The sequence below is a fragment of the Pseudomonas agronomica genome (assembly GCF_025917275.1).
Lineage (GTDB): Bacteria > Pseudomonadota > Gammaproteobacteria > Pseudomonadales > Pseudomonadaceae > Aquipseudomonas > Aquipseudomonas agronomica.
On record NZ_JAOSHO010000104.1, the window covers coordinates 1 to 13,568 of the forward strand.

Consider the following 13,568-nt stretch of genomic DNA (forward strand, 5'->3'; position numbering starts at 1 on the left):
GCTCCCTCGCCACAGGCCTATCGAGCGCAACGCAAACCCGGTCCCTCCTCTCTTTTTTGAATCGATTGCCCTTGATGGCGGCTTGACTGTGGACGTTACGTCGACCTGCGGCGGCTGTTCTTTGTGGATTAAGCCCTGTGAATAACCGCGCTTCAGCTCAGTTGATAACCCCCCTCCAAAACTGAAGATAACCACGCCTGTGGATAACAACCTCATTCATCCACAGGCTTACACCGGTTATCCAAGCCCCTCCTGGGCACATGACCACAGGGTTTTGAATCTCTGTACATATTGAAAATTAAGGCCTTCAGAGGTTTATCCACAGAAATGAAGGGCAGTAAGAATAAACATAAAAACAAAGATTTTATAAATTTCTTTCTTTTTTATTTTTTTAACCGCGAGTTCTCCACAGCTGGTTAAATTTTGTGCAAAGGGTTCTTTAGGAAGGGCGAAGTCCCTATACTTGCCGACCTGGCTCGAAAAACGCCCAGGACCTACTCAAAATCTATTTCCGAATTACCTGAATAAAGCAGGCACGAGGTGCGTGGTGGATTTCCCTTCCCGTTTTGAAGTGATCGTCATCGGCGGCGGTCATGCCGGTACCGAGGCAGCACTCGCATCAGCACGCATGGGCGCAAAAACCCTGTTGTTGACGCATAACGTGGAGACCCTCGGCGCCATGAGCTGCAACCCCGCCATTGGTGGGATCGGCAAAAGTCACTTGGTCAAGGAAATCGATGCCCTTGGCGGCGCGATGGCCATGGCCACTGATAAAGGCGGCATCCAATTTCGCGTATTGAACAGCCGCAAAGGCCCGGCGGTGCGCGCTACCCGTGCACAGGCCGACCGAGTGTTGTACAAGGCCGCGGTCCGCGAAGTCCTGGAAAACCAGCCGAACCTGTGGATATTTCAACAAGCGGCCGATGATCTGATCGTCGAACAGGACCAGGTGCGCGGCGTGGTCACGCAAATGGGTCTGCGTTTCCTCGCCGATTCCGTGGTGTTAACGACCGGAACGTTCCTCGGCGGACTTATCCACATCGGTTTGCAGAATTTTTCCGGCGGACGCGCCGGTGATCCGCCGTCGATTGCTCTGGCTCACCGTCTGCGTGAGTTGCCATTGCGTGTAGGGCGCCTGAAAACCGGTACGCCACCCCGCATCGACGGCAAGTCCGTGGACTTCTCGGTGATGACCGAGCAACCTGGCGATACTCCGATCCCGGTGATGTCGTTCATGGGCAACAAGGAACAGCATCCGCGGCAAGTCAGTTGCTGGATCACCCATACCAACGCCCGCACCCACGAAATCATCGCGGCGAACCTCGACCGTTCGCCGATGTATTCCGCTGCCGGTGAAATTGAAGGTGTCGGCCCGCGCTATTGCCCGTCGATCGAAGACAAGATCCATCGCTTTGCCGACAAGGAAAGCCATCAGGTGTTCATCGAACCGGAAGGTCTGACCACCCATGAGCTGTATCCGAACGGGATATCCACAAGCCTGCCGTTCGACGTGCAATTGCAGATCGTGCAATCGATCCGTGGCATGGAGAACGCGCATATCGTGCGTCCGGGTTATGCGATCGAGTACGACTACTTCGATCCGCGCGATCTGAAGTACAGCCTGGAAACCAAAGCGATCGGCGGCCTGTTCTTTGCCGGGCAGATCAACGGCACCACCGGTTACGAAGAAGCCGGCGCCCAAGGTCTGTTGGCCGGTGCCAACGCGGCACTGCGTGCCCAGGGCAAAGACAGCTGGTGCCCGCGTCGCGATGAGGCGTACATCGGTGTGTTGGTGGACGACCTGATTACCCTGGGTACCCAGGAACCGTATCGGATGTTCACGTCCCGTGCCGAATATCGCCTGATCCTGCGTGAAGACAACGCCGACCTGCGCCTGACCGAGAAAGGTCGCGAGTTGGGTCTGGTGGATGACGTGCGCTGGGCCGCGTTCTGCAAGAAACGCGAAAGTATCGAACTGGAAGAACAGCGCCTGAAGAGCACCTGGGTTCGTCCGGGGACCGACCAGGGCGATGCCATTGCAGCGAAATTCGGCACGCCGTTGACCCACGAATACAACCTGCTCAACCTGTTGAGCCGTCCGGAAATCGATTACGCCGGGTTGGTGGAGGTGACTGGCCAGGGTGCGGAAGATCCACAGGTCGCCGAACAGGTCGAAATCAAGACCAAATACGCCGGTTACATCGACCGCCAGCAGGATGAAATCGCTCGCCTGCGTGCCAGCGAAGACACCAGGCTGCCTGTGGATATCGATTACACCAGCATTTCCGGGTTGTCGAAAGAAATCCAGGGCAAGCTTGGGGCTACGCGTCCAGAAACCCTGGGCCAGGCCTCGCGCATCCCCGGCGTAACCCCGGCAGCGATTTCGCTGTTGATGATTCATTTGAAAAAACGCGGCGCGGGCCGCCAGTTGGAGCAAAGCGCTTGAGTTCGATGGTCACCTCGCAACACGCTGAAGAGTTATCCACAGGTGCCCGTCAGCTCGGGGTCAGCTTGACCGAAGCCCAGCACGCGCAATTGCTGGGCTACCTGGCGCTGTTGATCAAATGGAACAAGGCCTACAACCTGACCGCGGTGCGCGATCCGGATGAAATGGTTTCGCGGCATTTGCTCGATAGCCTCAGCGTGATGTCCTTCATCGAGAACGGACGTTGGCTGGACGTCGGCAGTGGCGGCGGCATGCCCGGTATCCCGTTGGCGATCCTGTTTCCCGACTCGAAAGTGACCTGCCTGGACAGCAACGGCAAGAAGACCCGCTTCCTGACCCAGGTCAAACTCGAACTCAAACTGGATAACCTGCAAGTTATCCACAGCCGCGTCGAAGCGTTCCAGCCGGCTGAGCCATTCAACGGGATCATCTCCCGGGCGTTCAGCAGCATGGAGAACTTCAGCAATTGGACTCGCCACCTGGGCGATACCAATACGCGGTGGCTGGCAATGAAGGGCGTTCATCCGGCCGATGAGCTGGTAGCATTGCCGGCAGACTTCCACCTCGATAGCGAACACGCCTTGGCCGTACCCGGTTGCCAAGGCCAACGCCATCTGCTGATACTGCGCCGCACGGCATGATTGGGAACACAAGCAAGAATGGCTAAGGTATTCGCGATAGCGAACCAGAAGGGTGGTGTGGGCAAGACCACCACCTGTATCAACCTCGCAGCATCCCTGGTCGCGACCAAGCGTCGGGTGCTGTTGATCGATCTCGATCCACAGGGCAACGCCACCATGGGTAGCGGTGTGGATAAACATGGCTTGGAAAACTCCATATACGACGTCCTGATCGGCGAGTGCGATCTGGGCCAGGCCATGCATTTCTCCGAGCATGGCGGTTATCAACTGCTGCCGGCCAACCGCGACCTGACGGCGGCCGAAGTGGTGCTGTTGGAAATGCAGATGAAGGAAAGCCGCCTGCGCAGCGCGCTGGCGCCGGTTCGCGAGAACTACGACTACATCCTGATCGACTGCCCGCCGTCGCTGTCGATGCTGACACTCAACGCCTTGGTGGCCGCCGATGGGGTGATTATCCCCATGCAATGCGAGTACTTTGCCCTCGAAGGGCTGAGTGACCTTGTGGATAACATCAAGCGCATCGCTGAGTTGCTGAACCCGGAGCTGAAAGTCGAAGGCTTGTTGCGGACGATGTACGATCCGCGCCTCAGCCTGATGAACGACGTGTCGGCTCAGCTCAAGGAACATTTCGGCGAGCAGCTCTACGACACGGTCATTCCGCGGAACATCCGTCTGGCGGAAGCGCCGAGCTACGGCATGCCGGCGTTGGCCTACGATAAACAATCCCGTGGTGCGCTGGCCTACCTGGCCCTGGCGGGCGAGATGGTTCGCCGTCAGCGCCGCCAACCACGCATCGCTGCTGCCCAGCCAACTTAAGGAAAACCCATGGCCGTCAAGAAACGAGGTCTCGGACGTGGACTGGATGCGCTGCTCAGCGGTCCGACCGTCAGTTCGCTGGAAGAGCAGGCCGTGCAGGTCGATCAGCGCGAACTGCAACATTTGCCCCTGGACCTGATTCAGCGGGGCAAGTACCAGCCACGTCGGGACATGGACCCGCAAGCGTTGGAAGAACTGGCACAGTCGATTAAAAGCCAGGGCGTGATGCAGCCGATCGTGGTCAGGCCCATCGCCGACGGGCGTTTCGAGATCATCGCGGGCGAACGCCGCTGGCGTGCCAGCCAGCAGGCCGGCCAGGAAACCATCCCGGCGATGGTCCGCGACGTGCCGGATGAAGCGGCCATTGCCATGGCGCTGATCGAAAACATCCAGCGCGAGGACCTCAACCCGGTCGAAGAGGCCGTGGCCCTGCAGCGCTTGCAGCAGGAATTCCAACTGACCCAGCAACAAGTGGCCGAAGCGGTGGGCAAGTCCCGGGTGACGGTGGCCAACCTGTTGCGGTTGATTGCCTTGCCTGAAGTCATCAAGACCATGTTGTCCCACGGCGACCTGGAGATGGGTCATGCCCGGGCATTGCTCGGTTTGCCGGAAAATCAACAAGTTGAAGGGGCGCGACATGTTGTCGCACGCGGTCTGACCGTGCGCCAAACCGAGGCACTGGTCCGTCAGTGGTTGAGTGGTAAACCGACCCCTGTCGAGGCGCCAAAACCTGACCCGGATATCGCTCGCCTGGAACAGCGCCTGGCCGAGCGCCTAGGCTCTGCGGTGCAGATCCGCCACGGAAAGAAGGGCAAGGGTCAGTTGGTGATCGGCTATAACTCTCTCGACGAGCTGCAAGGTGTCCTTGCACACATTCGCTGAAACAATTGCCCTTGTAGCGCGCAGTCGGAAATCACTACCTGAAGGTTGAATAGGGGCAGAACCGCCCCTATACTCTGCGCGCATTTTGTCGGCACAAATTATGCCAAGTTAGTGAATTCAGGCAGCCGACTATTGGAGAGCAAAAGCGATGGAAACACGCACGCCAAACCGCTTGCCGTTCCATCGTCTGGCAGTTTTCCCGGTTTTGATGGCCCAGTTTGTCGTTGTACTGATCGCCACGTTGGCGCTCTGGCAATGGAAAGGAGTCGTCGCCGGATACTCGGGTCTTTGCGGAGGCCTGATAGCCTTGCTTCCCAATATTTACTTTGCTCACAGGGCCTTTCGGTTTTCCGGCGCCCGAGCAGCCCAAGCCATCGTCCGGTCTTTTTATGCTGGCGAGGCGGGGAAACTGATTTTGACGGCAGTGCTGTTTGCATTGACGTTCGCAGGTGTGAAGCCACTGGCGCCGCTGGCTGTATTCGGCGTCTTCCTGTTGACCCAGATGGTCAACTGGTTCGCTCCCCTGCTAATGAGAACAAGACTTTCGAGACCTTAGGGCGTTTGAGGCAACCATGGCAGAAACAACCGCTTCGGGCTATATCCAGCACCACTTGCAGAACCTGACCTTCGGGCAGCTACCTAACGGCAGCTGGGGTTTTGCCCACTCCGCAGCAGAAGCCAAGGAAATGGGCTTCTGGGCTTTCCACGTCGATACCCTCGGCTGGTCGGTCGCACTGGGCCTGATCTTCGTTTTCCTTTTCCGCATGGCGGCGAAGAAAGCGACCTCCGGTCAACCGGGTGCACTGCAGAACTTCGTTGAAGTCCTGGTCGAATTCGTCGATGGCAGCGTGAAAGACAGCTTCCACGGCCGCAGCCCGGTGATCGCACCGTTGGCACTGACCATCTTCGTCTGGGTGTTCCTGATGAACGCCGTCGACCTGGTACCGGTCGACTGGATTCCTCAGTTGGCCATCCTGATCTCCGGCGACCACCACATCCCGTTCCGTGCCGTGTCGACTACCGACCCGAACGCGACCCTGGGCATGGCGTTCTCGGTTTTCGCACTGATCATTTTCTATAGCATCAAGGTCAAGGGCATCGGCGGCTTCATCGGCGAACTGACCCTGCACCCGTTCGGCAGCAAGAACATCCTGGTTCAGGCCCTGCTGATCCCGGTGAACTTCCTGTTGGAATTCGTGACCCTGATCGCCAAGCCAATCTCTCTGGCACTGCGTCTGTTCGGCAACATGTATGCCGGCGAGCTGGTGTTCATCCTGATCGCTGTGATGTTCGGCAGCGGCCTGCTCTGGCTCAGCGGCCTGGGCGTGGTGCTGCAATGGGCGTGGGCTGTGTTCCACATCCTGATCATCACCTTGCAGGCGTTCATCTTCATGATGCTGACCATCGTCTACCTGTCGATGGCGCACGAAGAAAACCATTAAGGCCAGTCTCGACTAGTCTGATGTCCTTCCCGGTCACACGGGAAGGAGCCCGGTACGGGCTGAGAAACGATTTGTTTTACCGCTTTAAAATCTAAAAAACCTAAACCATACGACGTAAAAGTCGGGAGGAAAGATGGAAACTGTAGTTGGTCTAACCGCTATCGCTGTTGCACTGTTGATCGGCCTGGGCGCACTGGGTACCGCAATTGGTTTCGGCCTGCTGGGCGGCAAGTTCCTGGAAGGCGCAGCGCGTCAGCCAGAAATGGTCCCAATGCTGCAAGTCAAGATGTTCATCGTTGCCGGTCTGCTCGACGCCGTAACCATGATCGGTGTTGGTATCGCTCTGTTCTTCACCTTTGCGAACCCGTTCGTTGGTCAAATCGCTGGCTAATTACTCGGATGTCTCGAGTAGATTGGTGTGATGGACAACGTAACTGCGAGGTGTTGGCGTGAACATTAATGCGACCCTGATTGGCCAGTCCGTTGCGTTCCTGATTTTTGTACTGTTCTGCATGAAGTTCGTATGGCCTCCGGTCATTGCGGCATTGCACGAACGTCAAAAGAAGATCGCTGATGGTCTGGACGCTGCCAGCCGTGCAGCTCGCGACCTGGAGTTGGCCCATGAGAAAGTGGGTCAGCAACTGCGCGAAGCGAAAGCTCAGGCAGCTGAAATCATCGAGCAAGCCAAGAAACGCGGTACCCAGATTGTCGACGAAGCCCGTGAACAGGCTCGCGTCGAAGCTGACCGTGTGAAGGCTCAGGCTCAAGCCGAGATCGAACAGGAACTCAACAGTGTCAAAGACGCGCTGCGTGCCCAAGTGGGTAGCCTGGCCGTTGGCGGTGCTTCGAAGATCCTGGGTGCCACAATCGATCAAAACGCGCACGCAGAGCTGGTAAACCAACTGGCTGCTGAAATCTAAGCGAGGGCGATCATGGCAGAACTGACCACGTTGGCCCGACCTTACGCTAAGGCGGCCTTCGAGCACGCTCAGGCCCACCAGCAACTGGCCAATTGGTCAGCCATGCTCGGCCTGGCAGCAGCGGTGTCGCAAGACGACACCATGCAGCGCGTGCTCAAGGCCCCGCGACTGACGAGCGCAGAAAAGGCCGCCACGTTCATTGACGTGTGCGGCGACAAGTTCGATGCCAAGGCACAGAATTTCATTCACGTCGTTGCCGAAAACGACCGTCTCCCGCTTCTGCCGGAGATTGCCGCTCTGTTCGACCTGTACAAGGCCGAGCAAGAGAAGTCGGTAGACGTGGAAGTGACCAGTGCTTTTGCATTGAACCAAGAACAGCAAGACAAACTCGCCAAGGTTCTCAGTGCACGACTCAACCGGGAAGTGCGCCTGCAAGTCGAGGAAGACAAGTCCCTCATAGGGGGCGTTGTAATCCGCGCCGGCGACCTGGTTATCGATGGCTCGATTCGCGGCAAAATCGCGAAACTTGCCGAAGCATTGAAATCTTGAGTTTGAAGGGGCAGCAGAGCAATGCAGCAACTCAATCCTTCCGAAATAAGTGAAATTATCAAGGGCCGCATCGAAAAGCTCGATGTGACCTCCCAAGCCCGTAACGAAGGCACTGTCGTCAGCGTATCTGACGGCATCGTGCGGATTCACGGTCTGGCCGACGTCATGTACGGCGAGATGATCGAGTTTCCGGGCGGCGTCTACGGTATGGCCCTCAACCTGGAGCAAGACTCTGTAGGTGCCGTGGTACTGGGCGCATACACGACTCTGGCTGAAGGCATGAGCGCCAAGTGCACCGGCCGCATCCTCGAGGTTCCAGTCGGTAAGGAACTGCTGGGTCGCGTAGTCGACGCACTGGGTAACCCAGTTGACGGCAAAGGTCCGCTGAACAACACCGAGACCGACGCGGTCGAGAAAGTTGCTCCAGGCGTGATCTGGCGTAAGTCGGTAGACCAGCCTGTACAGACTGGCTACAAGGCTGTCGATGCCATGATCCCTGTCGGCCGTGGCCAGCGTGAGCTGATCATCGGTGACCGTCAGATCGGCAAGACCGCCCTGGCGATCGACGCGATCATCAACCAGAAAAACAGCGGCATCTTCTGCGTCTACGTGGCAATCGGTCAGAAGCAATCGACCATCGCCAACGTGGTTCGCAAGCTGGAAGAAAACGGTGCACTGGCCAACACCATCATCGTTGCCGCCAGCGCCTCCGAATCGGCTGCCCTGCAGTTCCTGGCACCGTACTCCGGTTGCACCATGGGCGAATACTTCCGCGACCGCGGTGAAGACGCGCTGATCGTTTATGACGATCTGTCCAAGCAAGCAGTGGCCTACCGCCAGATTTCCCTGCTGCTGCGCCGTCCACCAGGCCGTGAAGCCTACCCAGGCGACGTGTTCTATCTCCACTCCCGTCTGCTGGAGCGCGCATCCCGCGTTTCGGAAGAGTACGTAGAGAAGTTCACCAACGGCGCCGTGACTGGCAAGACCGGTTCCCTGACTGCTCTGCCGATCATCGAAACCCAGGCTGGCGACGTTTCCGCGTTCGTTCCGACCAACGTGATCTCCATCACCGACGGTCAGATCTTCCTGGAATCGGCCATGTTCAACTCGGGCATCCGCCCTGCAGTTAACGCCGGTGTTTCGGTATCCCGTGTGGGTGGTGCCGCTCAGACCAAGATCATCAAGAAGCTGTCCGGTGGTATTCGTACCGCCCTGGCCCAGTACCGTGAACTGGCGGCATTCGCCCAGTTCGCTTCTGACCTGGACGAAGCGACCCGTAAGCAACTTGAGCATGGTCAGCGCGTTACCGAGCTGATGAAGCAGAAGCAATACGCACCGATGTCGATCGCTGACATGGCGCTGTCGCTGTATGCCGCTGAGCGTGGGTTCCTGACTGACATTGAAATCGCCAAGATCGGCAGCTTCGAACAAGCGCTGATTGCTTTCTTCAACCGCGATCACGCCGATTTGATGGCGAAGATCAACGTTAAAGGTGACTTCAATGACGAAATCGACGCTGGCTTGAAAGCCGGTATCGAGAAGTTCAAGGCCACCCAAACCTGGTAAGCCGCAGCGGGAGCCGCAAGGCTCCCGCTTGCTAACCTGATAGGTGTTACATGGCAGGCGCAAAAGAGATTCGCAGTAAGATTGCGAGCATCAAAAGCACGCAAAAGATTACCAGCGCCATGGAAAAAGTGGCGGTCAGCAAAATGCGCAAGGCACAAATGCGCATGGCTGCTAGCCGTCCTTATGCGGAGCGCATCCGCCAGGTGATTGGTCATCTGGCCAACGCCAACCCGGAATACCGCCACCCGTTCATGATCGACCGCGCCGTCAAGCGCGTCGGTTACGTTGTGGTGAGCAGTGACCGTGGTCTGTGCGGTGGCTTGAACACCAACCTGTTCAAGGCCCTGGTCAAGGACATGGCGGTAAACCGCGAACAAGGCGTCGAGATCGATCTGTGCGTGGTCGGTAGCAAGGGTGCGGCTTTCTTCCGCAACTTCGGCGGTAACGTCGTCGCCGCTATCAGCCACCTGGGTGAAGAGCCGTCGATCAATGATTTGATCGGCAGCGTCAAGGTGATGCTGGATGCTTACCTGGAAGGCCGGATCGACCGCCTGTCCGTGGTATCCAACAAGTTCATCAACACCATGACGCAACAGCCGACCGTGGAGCAGTTGATTCCACTGGTGGCGACCCCGGAACAGGAACTCAAGCACCACTGGGACTATCTCTACGAACCGGATGCCAAGGAGCTGCTCGACGGCTTGATGGTCCGCTACGTGGAGTCGCAGGTCTACCAGGCGGTGGTCGAGAACAACGCAGCTGAACAAGCGGCGCGGATGATCGCGATGAAGAACGCTACCGACAACGCCGGTGATTTGATCAGCGATTTGCAGCTGATCTACAACAAGGCGCGTCAGGCTGCGATCACCCAAGAGATCTCGGAAATCGTCGGCGGCGCTGCCGCGGTTTAACGGTTCAAATATTCAGAGGATCCAGCTATGAGTAGCGGACGTATCGTTCAAATCATCGGCGCCGTTATCGACGTGGAATTCCCACGCGACAGCGTACCGAGCATCTACGACGCCTTGAAGGTTCAAGGCGCCGAAACCACCCTGGAAGTTCAGCAGCAGCTGGGCGACGGCGTGGTTCGTACCATTGCGATGGGCTCCACCGAAGGCTTGAAGCGCGGTCTGGACGTCAACAACACTGGCGCAGCCATCTCCGTACCGGTCGGTAAAGCGACCCTGGGCCGGATCATGGACGTACTGGGCAACCCGATCGACGAAGCTGGCCCGATCGACACCGAAGAGCGCTGGGGCATTCACCGTCCTGCGCCAACCTTCGCTGAACAGGCCGGTGGCAACGAGCTGCTGGAAACCGGCATCAAGGTTATCGACCTGGTTTGCCCGTTCGCCAAGGGCGGTAAAGTCGGTCTGTTCGGTGGTGCCGGTGTCGGCAAGACCGTAAACATGATGGAACTGATCCGTAACATCGCCATCGAGCACAGCGGTTATTCCGTGTTCGCCGGTGTGGGTGAGCGTACTCGTGAGGGTAACGACTTCTACCACGAGATGAAGGATTCCAACGTTCTGGACAAAGTGGCACTGGTCTACGGCCAGATGAACGAGCCGCCGGGAAACCGTCTGCGCGTAGCCCTGACCGGCCTGACCATGGCCGAGAAGTTCCGTGACGAAGGTAACGACGTTCTGCTGTTCGTCGACAACATCTACCGTTACACCCTGGCCGGTACCGAAGTATCCGCACTGCTGGGTCGTATGCCTTCGGCAGTAGGTTACCAGCCGACCCTGGCTGAAGAGATGGGCGTGCTGCAAGAGCGCATCACTTCGACCAAGCAAGGTTCGATCACCTCGATCCAAGCGGTATACGTACCAGCGGACGACTTGACCGACCCATCGCCAGCGACCACCTTCGCCCACTTGGACGCCACCGTCGTTCTGTCCCGTGACATCGCTTCCCTGGGTATCTACCCAGCGGTAGATCCACTGGATTCGACCTCGCGCCAGCTGGACCCGAACGTGATCGGCCAGGAGCACTACGACACCGCTCGCGGCGTCCAGTACGTGCTGCAGCGCTACAAAGAGCTGAAGGACATCATCGCGATCCTGGGTATGGACGAGCTGTCGGAAGCCGACAAGCAGTTGGTAAACCGTGCTCGTAAGATCCAGCGCTTCTTGTCGCAACCGTTCTTCGTGGCTGAAGTCTTCACCGGTGCCTCGGGTAAATACGTTTCCCTGAAAGACACCATTGCTGGCTTCGAAGGCATCCTCAACGGTGACTACGACCACCTGCCAGAACAAGCGTTCTACATGGTCGGCGGCATCGAAGAAGCGATCGAGAAAGCCAAGAAACTGTAATCCCGGCGCCCGGCAACGGGCGCTAATTTAGGTTGAGGCAATCAGATGGCTATGACAGTCCATTGCGATATCGTCAGTGCGGAAGGGGAAATCTTCTCCGGTCTGGTCGAGTTTGTGGTTGCGCACGGTGAGCTGGGTGATCTTGGTATCGCCCTGGGTCACGCACCGCTGATCACCAGCTTGAAGCCAGGTCCGATTACTCTGACCAAGCAGGGCGGGGACAGGGAGGTGTTCTACATCTCCGGTGGTTTCCTCGAGGTTCAGCCGAACATGGTCAAGGTTCTTGCCGACACCGTGCAGCGTGCTGCCGACCTGGACGAAGCCTCTGCTCAGGAGGCCGTCAAGGCCGCCGAGAAGGCTCTGCATGAAAAAGGCGCGGACTTCGACTACGGTTCTGCTGCCGCACGTCTGGCCGAGGCCGCAGCCCAGCTGCGTACCGTCCAGCAGATCCGCAAGAAGTTCGGCGGCTAAGCCGTCTGCTTTCTGTGCGATTGATTAAAAAGGGTAGCCTCGGCTACCCTTTTTCTTTTTCCGATACTCATCATCTGGTCGCAGCCGCTGACCACCCAGGATTGGTAGCCAGTCATGTCTCTCGAAATCGTTATTCTCGCGGCCGGTCAGGGCACCCGCATGCGTTCGGCGCTGCCCAAGGTGTTGCATCCGGTCGCCGGCAATTCCATGCTCGGTCATGTTATCCACAGCGCGCGGCAACTTGATCCACAGCGCATCCACGTGGTGATCGGCCATGGTGCCGATGCGGTGCGTGAGCGCCTGGCTGCGGATGACCTGAATTTTGTGCTGCAAGACAAGCAACTAGGCACTGGCCATGCGGTGGCCCAGGCCGTGCCGTTCATCACGGCTGACACGGTGCTGATTCTCTACGGCGATGTGCCGCTGATCGAGGTCGACACATTGCAGCGCTTGCTCAAGCATGTCGCGCCACAACAGCTAGGTCTGCTGACTGTCGAACTGGTTGATCCGACTGGCTACGGCCGCATCGTGCGCAACGCAGAAGGCCAGGTCACGGCGATCGTCGAGCAGAAGGACGCCAACGAAGCCCAGCGCGCCATCACCGAAGGCAACACCGGGATTCTCGCCGTGCCGGCTGAGCGGCTGGGTGACTGGATGAGTCGCCTGTCGAACAACAATGCCCAGGGCGAGTACTACCTGACCGATGTGATCGCGATGGCCGTTGCCGATGGGCTGGTCGTTGCCACCGAGCAGCCGCTCGATGCCATGGAAGTTCAGGGCGCCAACGACCGCCGGCAACTGGCCGAGCTGGAGCGCCACTATCAATTGCGTGCTGCCCGTCGCCTGATGGCCCAAGGCGTGACCCTGCGCGATCCGTCCCGTTTCGACGTACGTGGTGAAGTCAGCGTGGGTCGCGATGTGGTCATCGACATTAACGTCATCCTCGAAGGCAAGGTCATCATCGAGGACGACGTGGTCATCGGCCCGAACTGCGTCATCAAGGACAGCACCCTGCGCAAAGGCGTGGTGGTCAAGGCCAACAGCCACCTTGACGGCGCGGTCATGGGAGAGGGCAGCGATGCTGGTCCGTTTGCCCGCCTGCGTCCCGGCACTGTGCTGGAAGCCCGTGCCCATGTGGGTAACTTCGTCGAACTCAAGAACGCGCACCTGGGCGAAGGCGCCAAGGCCGGGCACCTGACCTACTTGGGTGACGCTGAAGTTGGCGCTCGCACCAACATTGGCGCCGGTACCATCACTTGCAACTACGACGGTGCCAACAAGTGGAAAACCGTTTTGGGTGAAGATGTATTCATTGGTTCCAACAACTCCCTGGTGGCGCCTGTGGATATCTCCAGCGGCGCAACCACGGCGGCCGGTTCGACCCTGACCCAGAATGTGGATAACGGGCAATTGGCGGTGGCGCGTGCGCGCCAGCGCAACATTGATGGCTGGAAGCGACCGGAGAAAATCAAGAAAAGCTAAGTTATCCACAACCCCTGTGGGAGCGAGCTTGCTCGCGA

General features: G+C 58.2%; 14 protein-coding genes. All 14 read left to right on the forward strand.

All coding sequences use genetic code 11. From position 1 onward, the window contains the following. The first annotated feature begins 547 nt into the window (after positions 1-547). The 14 genes from mnmG to glmU all read left to right on the forward strand — a co-directional run bounded on the left by mnmG (position 548) and on the right by glmU (position 13,530). Positions 548-2,446 (forward strand): tRNA uridine-5-carboxymethylaminomethyl(34) synthesis enzyme MnmG, encoded by a 1,899-nt coding sequence (gene mnmG / locus OC610_RS10455; RefSeq protein ID WP_264427724.1) that lies wholly within the window; start codon positions 548-550, stop codon positions 2,444-2,446. Between the two features lie 5 nt (positions 2,447-2,451). Next, entirely contained in the window at positions 2,452-3,087 is a 636-nt protein-coding gene (gene rsmG / locus OC610_RS10460; RefSeq protein WP_264427729.1) for a 16S rRNA (guanine(527)-N(7))-methyltransferase RsmG, read from the forward strand. An 18-nt stretch (positions 3,088-3,105) separates the two neighbouring features. Further along, positions 3,106-3,903, forward strand: coding sequence for a ParA family protein (locus tag OC610_RS10465; protein ID WP_030139029.1), 798 nt, complete (start codon positions 3,106-3,108; stop codon positions 3,901-3,903). Between the two features lie 9 nt (positions 3,904-3,912). Beyond that, positions 3,913-4,785, forward strand: coding sequence for a ParB/RepB/Spo0J family partition protein (locus tag OC610_RS10470; protein ID WP_264427725.1), 873 nt, complete (start codon positions 3,913-3,915; stop codon positions 4,783-4,785). A gap of 148 nt (positions 4,786-4,933) precedes the next feature. Then, complete coding sequence (locus OC610_RS10475; protein WP_264427726.1) at positions 4,934-5,341, forward strand: F0F1 ATP synthase subunit I; 408 nt, start codon at positions 4,934-4,936, stop codon at positions 5,339-5,341. Between the two features lie 16 nt (positions 5,342-5,357). After that, entirely contained in the window at positions 5,358-6,227 is an 870-nt protein-coding gene (gene atpB, locus OC610_RS10480; RefSeq protein ID WP_030139032.1) for a F0F1 ATP synthase subunit A, read from the forward strand. A 133-nt stretch (positions 6,228-6,360) separates the two neighbouring features. Then, positions 6,361-6,618 carry a F0F1 ATP synthase subunit C gene (gene atpE, locus OC610_RS10485; RefSeq protein ID WP_003097235.1) on the forward strand — a complete coding sequence of 86 codons (258 nt, stop codon included), beginning with the start codon at positions 6,361-6,363 and terminating at the stop codon, positions 6,616-6,618. A gap of 58 nt (positions 6,619-6,676) precedes the next feature. Then, a complete protein-coding gene (locus OC610_RS10490) occupies positions 6,677-7,147 on the forward strand; it encodes a F0F1 ATP synthase subunit B (RefSeq protein ID WP_030139033.1) in 471 nt (156 codons plus the stop codon). 12 nt (positions 7,148-7,159) lie between these two features. Beyond that, on the forward strand, positions 7,160-7,696 hold the full coding sequence (locus tag OC610_RS10495; RefSeq protein WP_003187192.1) for a F0F1 ATP synthase subunit delta: 537 nt from the start codon (positions 7,160-7,162) through the stop codon (positions 7,694-7,696). Positions 7,697-7,717: 21 nt separating this feature from the next. After that, complete coding sequence (gene atpA, locus OC610_RS10500) at positions 7,718-9,262, forward strand: F0F1 ATP synthase subunit alpha (RefSeq protein ID WP_024777788.1); 1,545 nt, start codon at positions 7,718-7,720, stop codon at positions 9,260-9,262. Positions 9,263-9,312: 50 nt separating this feature from the next. Then, on the forward strand, positions 9,313-10,173 hold the full coding sequence (atpG, locus tag OC610_RS10505) for a F0F1 ATP synthase subunit gamma (RefSeq protein ID WP_030139034.1): 861 nt from the start codon (positions 9,313-9,315) through the stop codon (positions 10,171-10,173). 27 nt (positions 10,174-10,200) lie between these two features. Continuing rightward, complete coding sequence (atpD, locus tag OC610_RS10510; protein ID WP_264427727.1) at positions 10,201-11,577, forward strand: F0F1 ATP synthase subunit beta; 1,377 nt, start codon at positions 10,201-10,203, stop codon at positions 11,575-11,577. Between the two features lie 45 nt (positions 11,578-11,622). Further along, on the forward strand, positions 11,623-12,048 hold the full coding sequence (locus OC610_RS10515; RefSeq protein WP_030139035.1) for a F0F1 ATP synthase subunit epsilon: 426 nt from the start codon (positions 11,623-11,625) through the stop codon (positions 12,046-12,048). A gap of 114 nt (positions 12,049-12,162) precedes the next feature. Continuing rightward, a complete protein-coding gene (gene glmU, locus OC610_RS10520; RefSeq protein ID WP_264427728.1) occupies positions 12,163-13,530 on the forward strand; it encodes a bifunctional UDP-N-acetylglucosamine diphosphorylase/glucosamine-1-phosphate N-acetyltransferase GlmU in 1,368 nt (455 codons plus the stop codon). The last annotated feature ends 38 nt before the right edge of the window (positions 13,531-13,568 follow it).